Annotated in this window: 12 protein-coding genes and 1 pseudogene; 11 read left to right on the top strand and 2 right to left on the bottom strand. The window is 61.9% G+C overall.

Annotation, left to right across the window (positions count from 1 at the left end; translation table 11 throughout):
- Positions 1 to 13 precede the first annotated feature (13 nt).
- The 4 genes from BA011_RS17015 (at position 14) to xylA (ending at position 5,814) form a co-directional block, all read left to right on the top strand.
- Positions 14 to 1,612: a DHA2 family efflux MFS transporter permease subunit gene (locus BA011_RS17015; protein ID WP_065281314.1), complete on the top strand. Its 1,599-nt coding sequence runs from the start codon at positions 14 to 16 to the stop codon at positions 1,610 to 1,612.
- A gap of 209 nt (positions 1,613 to 1,821) precedes the next feature.
- Positions 1,822 to 2,847, top strand: a complete 1,026-nt coding sequence (locus BA011_RS17010) for a LacI family DNA-binding transcriptional regulator (protein WP_065281313.1) — start codon at positions 1,822 to 1,824, stop codon at positions 2,845 to 2,847.
- 21 nt (positions 2,848 to 2,868) lie between these two features.
- On the top strand, positions 2,869 to 4,323 hold the full coding sequence (xylB, locus tag BA011_RS17005; protein WP_065281312.1) for a xylulokinase: 1,455 nt from the start codon (positions 2,869 to 2,871) through the stop codon (positions 4,321 to 4,323).
- A 180-nt stretch (positions 4,324 to 4,503) separates the two neighbouring features.
- Positions 4,504 to 5,814, top strand: coding sequence for a xylose isomerase (xylA, locus tag BA011_RS17000; protein WP_003552938.1), 1,311 nt, complete (start codon positions 4,504 to 4,506; stop codon positions 5,812 to 5,814).
- A gap of 77 nt (positions 5,815 to 5,891) precedes the next feature.
- Here the strand turns inward: xylA and BA011_RS16995 are convergent, their stop codons facing one another.
- Positions 5,892 to 6,923: a LacI family DNA-binding transcriptional regulator gene (locus BA011_RS16995; protein ID WP_003543025.1), complete on the bottom strand. Its 1,032-nt coding sequence runs from the start codon at positions 6,921 to 6,923 to the stop codon at positions 5,892 to 5,894.
- A gap of 169 nt (positions 6,924 to 7,092) precedes the next feature.
- On the opposite strand from BA011_RS16995, the gene BA011_RS16990 reads away from it, so the two are divergent.
- The 5 genes from BA011_RS16990 (at position 7,093) to BA011_RS16970 (ending at position 13,447) form a co-directional block, all read left to right on the top strand.
- Positions 7,093 to 8,619: a sugar ABC transporter ATP-binding protein gene (locus tag BA011_RS16990; RefSeq protein ID WP_065281311.1), complete on the top strand. Its 1,527-nt coding sequence runs from the start codon at positions 7,093 to 7,095 to the stop codon at positions 8,617 to 8,619.
- Positions 8,620 to 8,697: 78 nt separating this feature from the next.
- The gene (locus tag BA011_RS16985) at positions 8,698 to 9,702 is read left to right on the top strand and encodes an ABC transporter permease (protein ID WP_065281310.1); all 1,005 of its coding nucleotides are present in this window, start codon (positions 8,698 to 8,700) and stop codon (positions 9,700 to 9,702) included.
- Positions 9,703 to 9,814: 112 nt separating this feature from the next.
- Positions 9,815 to 10,762 (top strand): substrate-binding domain-containing protein, encoded by a 948-nt coding sequence (locus BA011_RS16980; protein WP_065281309.1) that lies wholly within the window; start codon positions 9,815 to 9,817, stop codon positions 10,760 to 10,762.
- A 249-nt stretch (positions 10,763 to 11,011) separates the two neighbouring features.
- Positions 11,012 to 12,067, top strand: coding sequence for a sugar phosphate isomerase/epimerase family protein (locus BA011_RS16975; protein ID WP_029871833.1), 1,056 nt, complete (start codon positions 11,012 to 11,014; stop codon positions 12,065 to 12,067).
- Between the two features lie 192 nt (positions 12,068 to 12,259).
- Positions 12,260 to 13,447 carry a Gfo/Idh/MocA family protein gene (locus BA011_RS16970; protein ID WP_003543019.1) on the top strand — a complete coding sequence of 396 codons (1,188 nt, stop codon included), beginning with the start codon at positions 12,260 to 12,262 and terminating at the stop codon, positions 13,445 to 13,447.
- A gap of 71 nt (positions 13,448 to 13,518) precedes the next feature.
- Here BA011_RS16970 and BA011_RS16965 read toward each other — a convergent pair.
- A pseudogene (locus BA011_RS16965) lies at positions 13,519 to 13,922 on the bottom strand (DoxX family protein).
- A gap of 250 nt (positions 13,923 to 14,172) precedes the next feature.
- On the opposite strand from BA011_RS16965, the gene BA011_RS16960 reads away from it, so the two are divergent.
- On the top strand, positions 14,173 to 15,546 hold the full coding sequence (locus tag BA011_RS16960; protein WP_065281308.1) for a GH1 family beta-glucosidase: 1,374 nt from the start codon (positions 14,173 to 14,175) through the stop codon (positions 15,544 to 15,546).
- 202 nt (positions 15,547 to 15,748) lie between these two features.
- Positions 15,749 to 17,965, top strand: coding sequence for a putative bifunctional diguanylate cyclase/phosphodiesterase (locus BA011_RS16955; protein WP_065281307.1), 2,217 nt, complete (start codon positions 15,749 to 15,751; stop codon positions 17,963 to 17,965).
- Positions 17,966 to 17,976: the final 11 nt, after the last annotated feature.

Raw genomic sequence — 17,976 nt, 5'->3', positions numbered from 1 at the left:
CAGAGGTGATCTGATGGCCGGGAGCGCGACAGCAACGGCGGGAACGATTCCGACGGCACCCGCCAATGCCGACGAGCGCATGGATCCGAAGAAGCTCATCGCCTTCTTCGCGATGGTGCTCGGCATGTTCATGTCGATCCTCGACATCCAGATCGTCTCGGCCTCGCTCGCGGAGATCCAGGCCGGCCTTTCGGCCGGTAGCGACGAGATCGGCTGGGTGCAGACGTCCTATCTGATCGCCGAAGTGATCATGATCCCGCTTTCGGGCACGCTGGCGCGCATCATCTCGACGCGTTATCTTTTCGCGATCTCGGCCGCCGGCTTCACCATGGCGAGCGCGCTTGCCGCGACCGCGACGAATATCGACCAGATGATCGTCTACCGGGTCATCCAGGGCTTCATCGGCGGCGGCATGATCCCGTCGGTCTTCGCGGCCGCCTTCACCATCTTCCCGCCGTCGAAGCGCAGCATCGTCTCGCCGATCATCGGCTTGATCGCCACGCTGGCGCCGACCATCGGCCCGACCGTCGGCGGCTATCTCAGCCACGCCTTCTCCTGGCACTGGCTGTTCCTCGTCAATATCATTCCGGGCATCATCGTCACGATCGTCACCTGGAACTTCATCGATTTCGACAAGCCGGAACTGTCGCTCTTCAAGAAGTTCGACTGGTGGGGGCTGATCTCGATGGGCGTCTTCCTCGGCGGGCTGGAATATGTGCTCGAAGAGGGCAATTCCAACGACTGGTTCAACGACAGCTACATCACCATCGCGGCCGTCGCTTCCGGCGCTGCAGCCATCGTCTTCTTCTATCGCGCCTTCACTGTGGATTTCCCCGTCGTCGACCTCAAGGCCTTTGCGAACCGGAATTTCTCCTTCGGCTCGGTGTTTTCCTTCGTCATGGGCATCGGCCTCTATGGTCTCACCTATATCTATCCGGTCTATCTCGGGCGCATCCGCGGCTATGATTCACTGATGATCGGTGAGACGATGTTCGTCTCGGGGCTTGCGATGTTCCTCACCGCGCCCATCGCCGGACGGCTGTCGACCAAGATGGACCTGCGCCTGATGATGGTGATCGGCTTCGTCAGCTTCGCCGCCGGCACTTTCATCATGATGCATCTGACAGCGGATTGGGATTTCTACGAACTCTTCATTCCGCAGATCCTGCGCGGCTTCGGGCTGATGATGTGCATGGTGCCGATCAACAACATCGCGCTCGGCACGATGCCGCCCTCGCGCATCCGCGGCGCGTCCGGCCTGTTCAACCTGACCAGAAACCTCGGCGGCGCCGTCGGCCTCGCGGTCATCAACACCGTGCTCACCAACCGGCAGGACGTGCACTACGAGCGGCTGCGGGAGAATATGGACTGGGGCAATCCGGCGGCGATCGACCAGATGAACAACATGGCCGCCAACTTCAACACCTATGGCATGGATGGCGCCTCGGTCGCGATCAAGCAGATGGTCGGCCTTGCCACCAAACAGGCGATCATTCTTTCCTTCAGTGACGTGTTCCTGATCCTGACCGCACTCTTCCTTGCCATGATCCTCGGCGTCGCCATGATCAAGAAACCCGCGCCGCAAGGCGGGGGAGGCGGTGGCGGCCACTGACCTCCGGCCTGCCGCCCCTTGAAAAGGCCCTCTTCGGAGGGCCTTTTTGTTGCTGTTTTCCGGCCGCTGTGTCATCACGCGGATGATCGCCGGCCGGATCGGTCCGAAGCGAGCAGGAAATGCCGGGAAAACGATGCGGAAACCAGCCCGTTCGATTTTTTGATTTACGTACATCAAAATTGGCGCTAATGGTCTCGTCAGGAGGAATGATGAGGCCAACCGTTCACGATATCGCCGCCGCCGCCGGTGTCAGTCTCGCGACTGTCGACCGGGTTCTCAACCAGCGCCCCGGTGTGCGCCACGTCACGCGGGAAAAGGTCGAGACCGCGATCCGCGAGCTCGGTTATGTCAGAGACGTCGCCGCCGCCAATCTTGCCAAGGGGCGCACCTATCCGCTGGTTTTCATCCTGCCGGCCAGCGACAATTCCTTCATGCACGGTCTCAACGCCGAGATTCGGCAGGCGGTACTCCGCTCGTCGGCCGAACGCACCGATATCCGTACCATTGAGGTGCCGGCCTTCGATCCCGCCGGCCTCGTCTCCGTGCTCGAAGGTCTTTCCCGGGAAAAGCCTTGTGGCATCGCGCTGGTTGCGACCGATGCGCCTGAGGTGCGCGCCGCCGTCGACCGGCTGGTGCGCGAGCGCTTTCCCATCGTCACCCTGGTGTCCGATCTCACGGGCTCGCTACGCCATCACTATGCCGGCGTCGACAATATCGCCGCCGGCCGCACGGCCGCCCGCCTACTCGGGCGATTCCTCGGGCCGCGAAAGGGCGAAATCGCCGTGCTCGCCGGCTCCATGCTGGTGCGCGACCATCGCGAGCGGCTAGAGGGTTTTAGCGCAGTCATGGCCGAGGAGTTTCCTGATCTGGCGATCCTGCCGGTTCTCGAAGGCCGCGACGACCCCGAGGTCGCCCATATGCTCGTTGCCGACGCGCTCTCTAGACATGCCGGCATCATCGGCGTCTACAGCCTCGGCGCCGGCAATCGCGGCTTGATCCGGGCGCTGAAGGAGAAGGCCGTCGACCGCATACTGACCGTGATTGCCCACGAACTGACCGCCCATACGCGCGCAGCACTCATCGACAACACGATCGATGCGATCCTCAATCAGGATGCCGGCCATGAGGTGCGCAGCGCGATCCGCGTGCTGAAAGCCAAGGCGGACGGGCTTGCCGTCATCGAAGCGCAGGAGCGCATCCGCCTCGACATATTTCTGAAGGACAATCTGCCGTAACGGCAAAGGGAGAAATACCACATGTATCTGGGTCTCGATCTCGGAACCTCCGGCGTCAAGGCGATGCTGATCGACGGTGATCAGAAGATCGTCGGTTCGGCCAACGGTTCGCTCGACGTCTCACGTCCGCATTCCGGCTGGTCGGAGCAGGAGCCGGCCCACTGGGTGCGCGCCACGGAGGAGGCTGTCGCCGGTCTCAAGGCAAAACATCCGAAGGAGTTGGCCGCGGTCAAGGGCATCGGCCTTTCCGGGCAGATGCACGGCGCAACGCTCATCGATGCCACCGACAAGGTCTTGCGCCCGTGCATCCTCTGGAACGACACGCGCAGCTATGTCGAGGCCGCGGCACTTGATGCCGATCCGCGCTTTCGCGCGCTCACCGGCAACATCGTCTTCCCCGGCTTTACAGCGCCGAAGCTCGCCTGGATCGAGAAGCATGAGCCCGATGTCTTCGCCAAGATCGCCAAGGTGCTCTTGCCGAAGGACTACCTGCGTCTCTGGCTGACCGGCGACTATATCTCGGAAATGTCGGATTCGGCCGGTACCTCCTGGCTCGACACCGGCAAGCGCGCATGGTCGTCCGAACTGCTCGCCGCCACCAACCTTTCCGAGGCGCAGATGCCGACGCTCGTCGAAGGCACCGAGCAGGCCGGCAAGCTGCGGTCCGAACTGGCGGCGCAATGGGGTATATCAGGTGATGTCGTCGTTGCCGGCGGTGCCGGCGACAACGCGGCCTCGGCCTGCGGCATGGGCACGGTCAGCGATGGCGCCGCCTTCGTCTCGCTCGGCACATCAGGCGTGCTTTTCGCTGCCAACGGTTCCTATTTGCCGAAGCCAGAAAGCGCCGTGCATGCCTTCTGCCACGCGCTGCCGAACACGTGGCACCAGATGGGCGTCATCCTATCGGCGACCGATGCGCTGAACTGGCATTCCGGCGTGACCGGCAAGTCGGCCGCCGATCTCACCGGCGAACTCGGCGAGACGCTGAAGGCGCCTACCGGCGTCACTTTCCTGCCCTATCTCTCCGGCGAGCGCACGCCGCACAATGATGCCGTCATCCGCGGCGCCTTCATCGGCCTTGAACATGAAAGCAGCCGTGTCGTTCTCACTCAAGCGGTGCTCGAAGGCGTCGCGTTCGCCATTCGCGATAATCTCGAAGCGCTGCGTTCGGCCGGCACCGGCATCTCCCGGGTCACGGCAATCGGCGGCGGTTCGCGCTCGCGTTACTGGCTGGCGTCGATCGCGACCGCGCTCGGCGTTCCCGTCGACCTGCCGGCCGACGGCGATTTCGGCGCGGCCTTCGGCGCTGCCCGCCTCGGCCTGATCGCGGCAACGGGCGCGGATCCGATCACGGTCTGCACGCCGCCGGTGACGGCGGGCACGATCGAGCCGGTGGCGTCGTTGAGCGGTGCTTATGAGGATGCTTACGGGCGCTACCGTGCGCTCTACCCTGCGATCAAGTCGCTGGCGCATTGAAAACTGGTGCCAGCGGCCCCCTCATCCGCCTGCCGGCACCTTCTCCCTGCTGGGGAGAAGAGACTCGCGGCCGCGCCTCATTCTCTTCTCCCCTCGGGGAGAAGGTGGCCCGAAGGGTCGGATGAGGGGGCTGCACGGCACTGACGACAAGCCTGAGATACAAACCCAAGGAGAACCAAAATGAGCACCGGATTTTTCGGCGATATCCAGAAAGTGAAATACGAAGGCCCGGACAGCACCAACCCGCTGGCCTTCCGTCATTACCAGCCGGACGAGATCGTCATGGGCAAGCGCATGGAAGACCATCTGCGCTTTGCTGTGGCCTACTGGCACACCTTCACCTGGCCGGGCGGCGATCCCTTCGGCGGGCAGACCTTCCTGCGTCCCTGGTTCGAGGACACGATGAAGGCCGCCAAGCTCAAGGCCGACGTCGCCTTCGAATTCTTCTCGCTGCTCGGCTCGCCCTATTACTGCTTCCATGACGCCGACGTGCGTCCGGAAGGCAAGACTTTTGCCGAGAACACGAAAAACCTCAACGAGATCGTCGATTATTTCGCCGAGAAGCAGGCTGCAACCGGCACCAAGCTGCTCTGGGGCACGGCGAACCTCTTCTCCCACCGCCGCTATATGTCGGGCGCTGCGACCAATCCGGATCCTGACGTCTTCGCTTTCGCAGCCGCGACGGTAAAGACCTGCATCGACGCCACGCAGAAGCTCGGCGGCGAAAACTACGTGCTGTGGGGCGGGCGCGAAGGTTACGAGACGCTGCTCAACACCGATATCGGCCGTGAGCTCGACCAGCTCGGCCGCTTCCTCAACCTCGTCGTCGAATACAAGCACAAGATCGGCTACAAGGGCACGATCCTGATCGAGCCGAAGCCGCAGGAGCCGACCAAGCACCAGTATGATTACGACGTCGCGACCGTCTATGGCTTCCTCAAGAAGCATGGCCTTGAAAACGAGGTGAAGCTCAATATCGAGCAGGGCCACGCGATCCTTGCCGGCCACTCCTTCGAGCACGAGCTGGCGCTTGCCAATGCGCTCGGCATCTTCGGCTCGATCGACATGAACCGCAACGACTACCAGTCCGGCTGGGATACCGACCAGTTCCCGAACAATGTTCCCGAAATGGCGCTCGCCTACTACCACGTTCTGGCAGGCGGCGGCTTCAAGACCGGCGGCACCAACTTCGACTCGAAGCTGCGCCGTCAGTCTCTCGACCCGGCGGACCTGCTGATCGGCCATATCGGCGGCATGGATTGCTGCGCCCGCGGCCTGAAGGCCGCTGCCAAGATGATCGAGGACAAGGCTCTGTCGCAGCCGCTCGCCGATCGTTATGCCGGCTGGGAATCCGCCGAGGCGCAGAAGCTCTTCCGCGGCGAGTATTCGCTGGATGAGATCACCCACTATGTCGAGAGCCACGACGTCAACCCGCAGCCAAGGTCGGGCAAGCAGGAATTGCTTGAGAACGTCGTCAATCGTTACGTTTGATAAGGCGCGCCGGCGGCCATTGGTCGCCGGCGCAATTTTGCCGGCTAAATGCACCTTAAGCGCTCAGTGATACGGGTTCAACGTTTCGACCAGTTTCGCGACGGTGCCGAGACGGAGTTTCGAACCACCAGATCCGGCCGCAGCAGGATTTCCGTTTCGGTCGGCCGGCCATCGGACAGAAGTTCCAGCAGCAGCGCCATTGCCTGCTTGCCGATTGCCGTTCTCGGCTGGCGGATCGTGGTCAGCGGTGGGGATATGAAGACGGCCTGCGGCACGTCGTCGAAACCCGTCACCGAGAAATCCCGCGGAATGTCGTAGCCTCGCGCGCCGAGCCCGACCATGACGCCGATCGCCGTCTGGTCGTTCACGCACATGAAGGCGGTTGGAAGCGTGTCGCGCATGAAAAGCTGTTCGACCGCATGCCGCCCGCTTTCGATCGTGCCGTCGCCTTCGAGCACGATCCTGGTGTCGGGCGGGATGCCTGCGGCGTCGAGACCGGCATCGTAACCCATGCGGCGCCTGGTATAGGCAAGCCGGGTGCGCGAATCGCCGATGAAGGCGATCTTGCGATGCCCTTCGGCCAGCAGCAGATCCACCGCTTTGCGAGCGCCCTCGGTATCATCGACGCCGACATAGGGAATGCCGCCGTTAAAGACGGGCTCGAAAACGCCGACGCTCGGCGGCAGCCGCGCGGTCATGGTCTGATGCCCGAAGGGCAAGATGCCGGTGAAGAGGATCAATCCGGCCGCCTGGTTGGAATTGAAGAATTTCAGATATTCCAGGCCGCGCTGGGCATCGTTCTGAGTGTGGCCGATCAGGATGCCGTAGCCGTGTGCGCGCGCTTCGTTCTCCAGCCCGACCAGAATGTTGGAGAAATTGGGATCGCCGATATCGGGCGCCACCACAAGGATCATGTTGGAGCGGCCGAGCCTCAGGCTGCGCGCCATGGCATTGGTCGTATAGCCGGTGATGGCGATCGCCTGGTTGACCTTGAGGCGGGTGGAGTTGGCGACCTTCTCCGGCATGTGGATTGCCCGGGAAACCGTCGCGATGGAGACCTCGGCGATCCGGGCGACGTCTTCGATGGTTGCGGGCGTGGAATTCGACACTTGGCTCTGCCTTGGGGCTTCTTCGCCGCGACACTACACAGACTTGTCGAGAGGTCAAAGGCAGGCTTCAACTGATCTGTGTAAATCAACGATGTAAACCTTTACACGATGTATGTAAAGGTTTACATGCGGCTCCAGAGCGGATGGGATGCCGCTTTGGGAGGACCGGATGACTGTGGAAGCTGCCGCCACCGCACCCGTGGTGCTGTCCGCCAGGCGCATATGCAAATCCTTCAGTGGAGTGCAGGTCCTCTTCAGCGTGAACTTCGATCTCCGCGCCGGCGAAATCCATGCGCTCATGGGTGAAAATGGCGCCGGCAAATCCACGCTTGTCAAAGTTTTGTCCGGGTTCGAACAGCCGAGTTCCGGCGAGATCCTGCTCGACGGCAAGCCGGTCGCGCTGCCGCCCAATGGCGCCGCCGAGGCGCTCGGCATCGTCATCATTCACCAAGAATTCAACCTCGCCGAACATCTGACCGTGACGGAGAGCCTTTTTCTCGGGCGCGAAGTTACGCGCTTCGGCGTGCTCGACCGCAAATATATGCGGTCGGAGACACGCAAGGTTCTCGATGTGCTCGGTTCGCATGTTGATGAGAATGCGCTGATCAGCACGCTTTCCATCGCCGACAAGCAGATGGTCGAAATCGCCAAGGCAATCAGCCGCGATGCGCGGGTGGTGTTCATGGACGAACCGACCGCAGTGCTGTCGAGTGAAGAGACCAACATGCTGTTCAAGCAGGTTCGCAAGCTTCGCGACCAGGGTACCAGCTTCGTCTTCGTGTCCCACAAACTCGACGAAGTGATGGAGTTGACCGACCGGGTCACCGTCCTTCGCGATGGCCAATGGATCAAGACTTCGCCGACATCCGTTCTGGACGGGGAATCAATCGCGCAGCTGATGGTCGGCCGCGAACTCTCCAGCCTCTATCCCGCCAAGGTCGAGCCTGATGTCGACGAGGAAATTGTCCTCAAGGTCGCGTCGTTGTCCACGGGCTATGTGAAGGACGCGAGCTTCGAGGTGCGCAAGGGCGAGATCATCGGTTTTTCAGGCATGATCGGCTCCGGCCGCACCGAGCTGATGGAAGCGATCGCCGGGTTGCGGACCCGTCTCGAGGGTGAGGTGGTCATCAAGGGCGAAACGGTTCCCTCCGGCGACGTCCATGCCGCCAATCGCTGCGGCCTCGCCTATATGACCAAGGACCGCAAGTCGAAAGGCCTGCTGCTGCGCTCCGGCATGGTGACCAATCTGACACTGCAATCGCTCGGAAGGCACGCTCGCCACGGCTATCTCAGCCCGGGCAGCGAGGCGGCCGCGATGGCAAAGGCCAAGCGCCGCTTCGATATCAGGGTTCGCGACGGCAATATCGTCGCCGGCCGGATGTCGGGGGGGAACCAGCAGAAGCTGCTGCTCGCCAAGGTCATGGAGACCGAACCTCAGATCATTATCATCGATGAGCCGACGCGCGGCATCGATGTCGGCACCAAGCAGCAGATCTATCATTTCATCTCGGCACTCGCCCGGGACGGCCGGTCGATCATCGTCGTGTCGTCGGAAATGCCGGAGGTCATCGGCCTCTGCACGAGAGTGGCGGTGATGCGCGAAGGGCATATTGTCGGCGTGCTCGAGGGCGAGGAGATTTCCGAGCAGGAGATCATGCGTTACGCCGCCGGGCTCAAGAAGAAGGCGGCCGCCTGAGGGCTGAAGCAAGGCTTTGCCGATCAGGGCGACAGATAAGATTCCCAGAAAATATGGGACGGGAGGTTGGTTTTGGAAATGAGTGTCAACGAGGAGACCAGGGAAATCCGGCGCCGATCCTGGCGGGATGTCGACCTGCGTGCGGTCGCGCCCTTCGTCGCCCTGGCGTTGCTGCTGATCGTCGGAGCCCTGGTCAACCCTAATTTCATCGGCATCACCAACCTTGCCAATGTCGCGACGCGCAGCGCCTTCATCGCCATTATCGCGGTCGGTGCGACCTTCGTGATATCAGCGGGGGATCTCGATCTGTCGGTAGGCTCGATGGTGGCCTTCGTCGCCAGCCTGATGATCCTGCTGATGAATTCGGGCGCCATCGAAAATCCGGCTTTGATGCTGGTGGTCGCGGTCGTCTTCACCATGGTTGCCGGCGCACTCTGCGGCCTGGCGAACGGCCTGATCACGACGGTCGGCAGGATCGAGCCCTTCATCGCGACGCTCGGCACGATGGGCATCTATCGCGGCCTGACGACGTGGCTGTCGCAGGGCGGCGCGATCACGCTTCGCTCCGCCGATATCCAGACGCTCTATCGCCCTGCTTATTTCGGCAGTATCGCCGGCATACCGGTGCCGATCGTGGTGATCCTGGCGGTGACGGCGGTTGCTGCCTTCATCCTCTATCGCACCCGTTACGGGCGCCACGTCGTCGCGGTCGGATCAAACAGCGATGTCGCCCGCTATTCGGGCATCGCGGTCAACCGTGTGCGGACGATCGCCTTCGTCATACAGGGATTGTGCGTCGCCATTGCCGTGCTGCTCTACGTTCCCCGTCTTGGCTCGACCTCGGCGACGACCGGTATTCTGTGGGAACTGCAGGCGATCACCGCCGTCGTCGTCGGCGGCACGGCGCTCAAGGGTGGCGCGGGCAGGGTCTGGGGCACGATCTGCGGCGCCTTCATTCTTGAATTGGTCGGCAACATCATGCTGCTTTCGAATTTCATCAGCGAGTATCTGATCGGCGCCATCCAGGGTGCGATCATCATCATCGCCATGTTCGTCCAGCGCTCGCTGGTGCGCAAATCATAAATTGGCAAATCTTGAATTGACCGGGCTTACAATTGGCCCGGGCTACAATTGATCGGGCTTACAGGGCGTCCGGTCCCGTATGGAAGTCCCTGAACTATTGGGAGGAAATAGCATGCGTAAATTGATGTTGGGCCTGGCGGTTGCGGCGGTGACGTTCGCCGGCGCCGCTCACGCCCAGGACAAGAAATTCACGATCGGCGTATCCATTCCAGCCGCCGACCACGGTTGGACGTCGGGCGTCGTGTTCCATGCCGAACGCGTCGCAAAGCTGCTGATGGCCGAACATCCCGGTCTCAACGTCATCGTCAAGACCTCGCCGGACGCCGCCAGCCAGGCCAACGCCGTGCAGGATCTCGATACGCAAGGCATCGACGCCCTCGTCATCCTGCCGTCGGATCCGGATCCGCTCGTCAACGCCATCAAGGAAGTCAAGGCCAAGGGCAAGTTCGTCGCCCTCGTCGACCGCGCGCCGAGCAATAACGACAATTCCGTGCGCGACCTCTATGTCGCCGGCAACAACCCGGCTCTCGGCGAAGTCGCCGGCAAGTACATCAAGGACACGACGCCGGACGCCGAAGTCGTCATCATCCGCGGTCTGCCGATCCCGATCGATCAGCAGCGCCAGGACGGCTTCGACAAGGGCATTGCCGGCTCGAACGTCAAGGTTCTCGACCGCCAGTACGGCAACTGGAACCGCGACGATGCCTTCAAGGTCATGCAGGACTACCTGACCAAGTACCAGAAGATCGACGTCGTATGGTGCCAGGATGACGACATGGCCGTCGGCGTTCTGCAGGCGATCGAGCAGGCCAAGCGCACCGACATCAAGTATGTCGTCGCCGGTGCCGGCTCCAAGGACATGGTCAAGAAGGTCATGGACGGCGACAAGCTGATCCCGGTCGACGTTCTCTATCCGCCGGCAATGGTCGGGACGGCGATGGAGCTGACGGCTGCGGCCCTCTACGATCAGGTGCCGGTTCATGGCAGCTACATTCTCGATGCGACGCTCATCACCAAGGAGAATGCCAAGGACTTCTATTTCCCGGACTCGCCGTTCTGATCCATCGACTTGAGACATGCGCCCATTCGAAAGGATGGGCGCATTTTTTATGCTTCCATACAGCGGCTGGCCGAAAATGCTGCACGTACCTCTTGCCCGCCAAAGCCCATCATGATTAGCTCGCAGCCATATCGCATCTGGCCTCGCGCCAAATTCGACGCAAGGGCGAGGAGGCGCCTTGCTCCCGCCAAATAGCGTGCTACAACACTTCAGAAACGTTTACGGTCGATATTCAGGGAGGAATCTGACATGAAGACGATCAAGGGCCCCGGCCTTTTCCTTGGCCAGTTCGCGGGCGATACCGCTCCTTTCAATTCGTGGGACGCCATCACCAAATGGGCGGCCGACATCGGTTACAAGGGCGTCCAGGTGCCGACCTGGGCCAGCCAGCTGATTGATCTCAAAAAGGCTGCCACATCCAAGGCCTATTGCGACGAATTCGCCGGCAAGGCTCGCGAAAACGGCATCGAGATCACCGAACTCTCCACCCATCTGCAAGGCCAGCTCGTCGCCGTTCACCCGGCCTATGACGAAGCCTTCGACGGGTTTGCTGCACCGGAGGTGCGCGGCAATCCGAAAGCGCGTCAGGAATGGGCGGTCGAGCAGGTCAAGATGGCGCTGACCGCATCCAAGAACCTCGGGCTTACGGCGCATGCGACCTTCTCCGGCGCGCTTGCCTGGCCCTTCATCTATCCCTGGCCGCAGCGTCCTGCCGGTCTGGTCGAGACTGCCTTCGACGAACTCGCCCGCCGCTGGACGCCGATCCTCAACCATGCGGACGAGAACGGTATCGACGTCTGCTACGAGATCCACCCGGGCGAGGACCTGCATGACGGCATCACCTTCGAGATGTTCCTGGAGCGGGTGAAGAACCATCCGCGCGCCAACATGCTCTACGATCCCTCGCACTATGTCCTGCAGTGCCTCGATTATCTCGACAATATCGACATCTATAAGGACCGCATCAAGATGTTCCACGTAAAGGATGCGGAGTTCAATCCGACCGGGCGCCAGGGCGTCTACGGCGGCTATCAGGGCTGGGTCGAACGTGCCGGCCGGTTCCGTTCGCTCGGCGACGGCCAGGTCGATTTCGGCGCGGTGTTTTCGAAGATGACGGCGAATAATTTCGACGGCTGGGCCGTGGTCGAATGGGAATGCGCGCTGAAGCATCCGGAAGACGGCGCCCGCGAAGGCGCCGAATTCGTTGCCGCCCATATCATCCGCGTCACCGAGAAAGCTTTCGACGATTTCGCGGGCAGCGGCACAGACCAGGCGGCCAACCGGCGAATGCTGGGGCTTTCCTAAATCAGTTCATATTGGTTGGTTGCCCCTCACCCTAACCCTCTCCCCGTAAACGGGGCGAGGGGACTTGCCCGACCAAGCGTCGAGAGCGGAAAAGACGCTGCGGCATACACCTTCTCCCCGCGAGCAGGGAGAAGGTGGCGGCAGCCGGATGAGGGGCATATCCGCGCCAAGTTCAAATTTCAGGAGGAATCAATGGCAATCGAAGCATCATCCGAACAGACACGCGAGCCGCGCATCCGGCTCGGCATGGTGGGCGGCGGCGCGGGCGCGTTTATCGGCGCGGTGCACCGTATAGCGGCACGCATCGACGATCAGTACGATCTCATTGCCGGCGCGCTGTCGGCTTCGCCCGAAAAGGCGATCGCATCCGGCCGCGACCTCGGCCTCGATCCGTCGCGGACCTATTCCAGCTATCGCGAGATGGCGATCCGCGAGGCGAAGCTGAAAAACGGCATCGAGGCGGTGGCGATCGTCACGCCGAACCATGTGCATTACGATGCGGCCAAAGAATTCCTCAAGCGCGGCATCCACGTCATCTGCGACAAGCCGCTGACGTCCAACCTTGCCGATGCGAAGAAGCTGAAGAAGATCGCCGACGAGAGCGGCGCGCTGTTCGTGCTGACGCATAATTACACCGGCTATCCGATGGTCCGCCAGGCGCGCGAGATGATCGCGAACGGCGAACTCGGCGACATCCGCGTCGTCCAGGCCGAATATCCGCAGGACTGGCTCACGGAAGCGGTCGAGCAAACCGGCCAGAAGCAGGCCGCCTGGCGCACCGATCCGGCACAGTCCGGCGTCGGCGGCTCGACCGGCGATATCGGCACGCATGCCTATAATCTCGCCGCCTTCATCACCGGCCTGGAACTCGACAGCCTCGCCGCCGATCTCGACAGCTTCGTTCCGGGCCGCCGGCTGGACGACAACGCCCATGTCATGCTGCGCTTCAAGGCGAAGGGCTCTGAGAAGCCGGCCAAGGGAATGCTCTGGTGCAGCCAGGTGGCGCCCGGCCATGAAAATGGTCTGATGGTCCGCGTCTACGGCACCAAGGGCGGGCTGGAATGGACCCAGAAGGACCCGAACTACTTGTGGTACACGCCTTTCGGCGAGCCGAAGCGGCTGATCACCCGGGGTGGCGCCGGTTCAGGCGCGGCTGCCGGCCGTGTCACGCGCGTGCCATCCGGGCATCCGGAAGGTTATCTCGAAGCCTTTGCGACGATCTACACCGAAGCCGCGCATGCGATCAACGCCCGCAAGAAGGGCAAGGCCGTGGACAAGGCAGTGGTCTACCCCACCGTCGATGACGGCGTGAAGGGTGTGGCTTTCGTCGAAGCCTGCGTCGCGTCTTCGAAGAAGAACGGCGCCTGGGTCAAGGTCTGAATTACCGATCTGGATTGCGCCATGAAAGCGCCGAGGCGGGGTCAAGCCGCCTCGGCATTTTGTATATTTGGTCAGGCAGTAGCAGTGCGCCCGCGCTTGAGCAGATTGTCGACGCTCAACGGTCCGGCACCTGCCGCCACCAGATAAAGAAACACGAAGCAGAACAGGATCGCCGCGACGCCGCCGTTCTGAGCTGGATAGATGCCCTTCGACGCATGCCCGATGAAATAGGCGAAGGCCATGAGGCCCGAGAGCACGAAGGCTGCGATACGGGTCTGGAATCCACCAGGACCAGGAAGCCAAAGGTGAGTTCCAGCAACCCGGCAATCCAGGAGAGCGAGCCCGCGGGCGGCACGCTTGCCGCAGCCGGAAAGTGCAGGATTTTCTGTGTTCCGTAGCTGAAAAGCACGAGTGACGAGACAATGCGCAATAGGCTCAGCAGATGAGGCTGCAGCGAATGGACCGAAGAGAGCATTGGATCCCTTTCATATTTGTGATGCCATTTCCCGTGTAAGGATCGCGGTCTCAACGGCCAAGTCACGACTGCTGACATTGTTGTTATGAGGGCGGCTGCGCGGTGGGGGAGGGGCGGCTGCAGCGGCGTTGCAGCTGTCCTGTTTTTCCTCCTGCAACGTTGCAGTTTTTCTCGCCGCCAGCCTGTACTTTGCCCGCAGGCTTGGCTAAATCCGGCGCAAACGGCTGAACCTGAGAGATAGGATTTACAGATGATCGATCCGAAGAAACTCGCAGAGCGCTTTCCCGGCGACTTCACCTTCGGCGTTGCCACCGCCGCCTTCCAGATCGAAGGTGCCAGCAAGACCGATGGCCGCAAGCCATCCATCTGGGATGCTTTCTGCAATATGCCCGGCCGCGTCCATAATCGCGATAACGGCGACGTTGCCTGCGACCACTACAATCGCCTGGAGCAGGACCTCGATCTCATCAAGGAGATGGGTGTCGAAGCCTACAGGTTCTCGATCGCCTGGCCGCGCATTATCCCCGACGGTACGGGTCCGGTGAACGAGGCCGGCCTCGATTTCTACGACCGGCTGGTCGACGGCTGCAAGGCGCGGGGCATCAAGTCCTTCGCGACGCTCTACCATTGGGACCTGCCTCTGTTGCTCGCCGGCGAGGGCGGCTGGACTGCGCGCTCGACCGCCTACGCCTATCAGCGCTACGCCAAGACGGTGATGAACCGCTTGGGGGATCGTCTTGACAGTGTCGCCACCTTCAACGAGCCCTGGTGCATCGTCTGGCTCAGCCACCTCTACGGCATTCATGCTCCTGGCGAGCGCAACATGCAGGCCGCCCTTCACGCAATGCATTACATGAACCTGGCACACGGCCTCGGCGTCGAGGCGATTCGCTCGGAAGCCCCCAATGTGCCGGTCGGCCTCGTGCTCAATGCCGCCTCGATCATTCCCGGCTCCGACAGCCCGGCCGATCGCGCCGCCGCCGAGCGTGCACATCAGTTCCACAACGGCGCTTTCTTCGACCCCGTCTTCAAGGGCGAGTATCCCAAGGAATTCGTCGAAGCGCTCGGCGATCGCATGCCCGTCATCGAGGATGGCGATCTGAAACTCATCAGCCAGAAACTCGACTGGTGGGGCCTGAACTATTATAAGCCCGAGCGGGTCACCGACGATGCCGAACGCAAGGGCGATTTTCCCTGGACGGTGGAAGCGCCGCCGGCAAGCGACGTCAAGACCGATATCGGCTGGGAAATCTATGCGCCGGGCCTGAAGCTCTCGGTCGAGGACCTTTACCGGCGCTACGACCTGCCGGAATGCTACATCACCGAGAACGGCGCCTGCGACAATACCGATGTCGTCGACGGCGCGGTCGACGATGTGATGCGTCTCGACTATCTCGGCGATCACCTCGACGTCGTGGCCGGCCTCATAAAGGACGGCTATCCCCTGCGCGGCTATTTCGCCTGGAGCTTGATGGACAATTTCGAATGGGCGGAAGGCTACCGCATGCGATTCGGCCTCGTGCATGTCGATTATCAGACCCAGTTGCGCACGATGAAGATGAGCGGCAAATGGTATCGCCAACTTGCGGCTCAATTCCCGAAGGGCAATTACCAAGCGAGTTAGCGCGATTACTCCGGCGGGCACCTGATCCAGGGGGGCCTTTGAACTTGACCTTGCGGCGGCACGGCAAGCTGACGCTGCTTGCCGTCAATTTCGCGACAGCCGTCGGCACGGACAAAAATCGATCGTCAGACACCTGCAGCAGGCGGTTGTTTAAACGTTTTTGAACCCTTGGCTGGCAAAGTTCACCGGTCAGGGAGCCGTTATGCAGGCAGTCGGGAAGTCGCAGAGCAAGGGATCGGGAATAGGCCGTCACATTACCGTCACCGGCGTACTTTTCTCCTTCGCAGTCATCGTCGCCGTCGTCACCATCATGGTGCTGACGGCGCTCGAACGCGTGACCGAAAATGCCAATCTCCTGGATGACGAGCGCTCGCGCGAAACGACGATCGGCGCGGTGAAGACTTTCGAGGATCAGCTCGGCGCGACGCTCGACGATTATGCCGCCTGGGACGATGCCGCCGCCAACGTCTATGCGCCGGACGGTATGGCCTGGACGGTGAGCAATTACGGCGAGATGTCGGTCAACAGCTCGCTGTTCGACATGGCGATCGTCATCGATGACGAGAAGAAGGCGATCATGGCCTATCGCGACGGCAAACCGATGGAGGAGCCGCTCGCGGATTTCTTTGCGCCGTCGCTCTGGATCCTGCTCGATAGGGTGAAGGCGGGCGGCACGGCCGATCGTCCTCAGGCGGTCGGTTTCGTCACCACCAAGCGCGGCATTGCCGCTGTCGGCGTGGCATTGGTGCGGGAAAAGTCCGGTGCGCTGGATGCGCCCGCCGGCCAGCGCCGCTATCTTGTTTTCGCCCGCCATCTCGATGACGATAGAGTGACCGCGCTCGGCGAGACCTATGTCATCGGCGGGCTGAGGCTGGCGCCGCCGAGTTTTGCTGCCGACTATCGCGTACCCATCGTCGATCCGACGGGGGCAACGCTCGGCAAGCTCGTCTGGACCTCGCGTTCACCGGGCGATATCGCCTATGCGCAGGTGCGGCCGATGGTCATCCAGGCGCTCGGCCTCGTCGGATTGTTCTTCGTGGTGCTGCTGGTCATCGGCTGGCTTGCCGGCCGCCGCCTGAAGGCAGAGGAAGGCAGCGCCCGCGAGGAGGCGTTGCGCGACAGGCTGAGCGGCCTTTCCAATCGCGACGGTCTCGGGCTCGCCGTCGATCGTTTTGTCCTCGAGGCATGCCAGGCCAAGCGCAACGTGCTGCTCCTCTATCTCGATCTTGATGGCTTCAAGGAAGTCAATGACAGTTATGGCCACGGCACCGGCGACCAGTTGATCCGTGCGGTCGCGGCCGGGCTCGATGTGCTCATTCCGCAGGGTGCGGTTCTCGCCCGTATCGGCGGCGATGAATTTGCGATCGCCTTTCTCTCCGACAGCGAGAATGCCGCCGCCCTGCAGCTGGCCGAGCAGATCCTCGATTTTCTGGTCGAGCCGCTGGAGATCGGCCGCCGCGTGGTCGTCGTCGGAGCCAGTATCGGCATCGCCATGTCGCCTATGGGTGCGGTCGAGCGTGAAGAGCTGGTGCGCCGCTCCGACCTTGCCATGTACAAGGCGAAGGAGGCCGGCCGCGCGCGGATGATGCTCTATGATCCGTCGATGGATGCGGATCGGGAGCAGCGTAATGCGTTGGAGCTCGATCTTCGTATCGCCATCGAAAGCGGTGACCTGACGCTTGCCTACCAGCCGCTGATCGATGCGGCGACGCATGCGATGATCGGCGTCGAAGCGCTGGTGCGCTGGAACCGTCCAGGCCATGGCCCTGTTTCGCCCGAGCTGTTCATCCCGATCGCCGAAACCAGCGGCCTCATCGAATCGCTCGGCTTGTTCGTGCTGCGCAAGGCCTGCGAGACGGCCAAGCAATGGCCGGAACTCAACGTCTCCGTCAACGTCTCGCCCGGCCAGTTCCGCAATCCGGCCTTTACCGACTATGTGCGCTACGTGCTGAAGCAGACGGAGATCGAGGCCGGCCGCATCACGCTTGAGATCACCGAAGGCTACATGATCCAGAATCCGCAGCGCACCCGCCAGTCGATCGAACGGCTGAAGGGGCTGGGGGTCAAGGTGGCGCTCGATGATTTCGGCTCCGGCTTCTCCTCGATCGGCTATCTCAGGCAGTTCGGCTTCGACCGCATCAAGATCGACCGCTCGCTGGTCATGGGCGTGAGCGAAGACAGACGCCAGCGCGAGATGCTGCAGGCGACGGTAGCACTTGCCCGTTCGCTCGATATTCCGGTGACGGCCGAAGGCATCGAGACCGAGGAGCAGGCGATCGCCATGCGCCTCTTCGGCTGTGACTGCCTGCAGGGCTATTTGTTCGGAAAGCCTGTGACATCGGACCTTATCACCGAGATGCTGAACGAGCGACGTGCAGCGGAGCCGGAAGCTCGGCCGCGCATCCAGGCGGCAGGCTGATCCAATCCGAA

Origin of the sequence: Rhizobium leguminosarum (assembly GCF_001679785.1) — a bacterium.
In the GTDB taxonomy this organism is placed as follows: domain Bacteria; phylum Pseudomonadota; class Alphaproteobacteria; order Rhizobiales; family Rhizobiaceae; genus Rhizobium; species Rhizobium leguminosarum_R.
This window is presented reverse-complemented; position numbering and strand designations above follow the sequence as displayed.

Bases quoted from the DNA above. Each gene is read 5' to 3' on its own strand.
- BA011_RS16975 (WP_029871833.1), top strand. From the start codon at position 11,012: ATGAAGACGATCAAGGGCCCCGGCCTTTTCCTTGGCCAGTTCGCGGGC.
- xylB (WP_065281312.1), top strand. From the start codon at position 2,869: ATGTATCTGGGTCTCGATCTCGGAACCTCCGGCGTCAAGGCGATGCTG.
- BA011_RS16990 (WP_065281311.1), top strand. From the start codon at position 7,093: ATGACTGTGGAAGCTGCCGCCACCGCACCCGTGGTGCTGTCCGCCAGG.
- BA011_RS16980 (WP_065281309.1), top strand. From the start codon at position 9,815: ATGCGTAAATTGATGTTGGGCCTGGCGGTTGCGGCGGTGACGTTCGCC.
- BA011_RS16970 (WP_003543019.1), top strand. From the start codon at position 12,260: ATGGCAATCGAAGCATCATCCGAACAGACACGCGAGCCGCGCATCCGG.
- BA011_RS17010 (WP_065281313.1), top strand. From the start codon at position 1,822: ATGAGGCCAACCGTTCACGATATCGCCGCCGCCGCCGGTGTCAGTCTC.
- BA011_RS17015 (WP_065281314.1), top strand. From the start codon at position 14: ATGGCCGGGAGCGCGACAGCAACGGCGGGAACGATTCCGACGGCACCC.
- BA011_RS16960 (WP_065281308.1), top strand. From the start codon at position 14,173: ATGATCGATCCGAAGAAACTCGCAGAGCGCTTTCCCGGCGACTTCACC.
- BA011_RS16985 (WP_065281310.1), top strand. From the start codon at position 8,698: ATGAGTGTCAACGAGGAGACCAGGGAAATCCGGCGCCGATCCTGGCGG.
- BA011_RS16955 (WP_065281307.1), top strand. From the start codon at position 15,749: ATGCAGGCAGTCGGGAAGTCGCAGAGCAAGGGATCGGGAATAGGCCGT.
- xylA (WP_003552938.1), top strand. From the start codon at position 4,504: ATGAGCACCGGATTTTTCGGCGATATCCAGAAAGTGAAATACGAAGGC.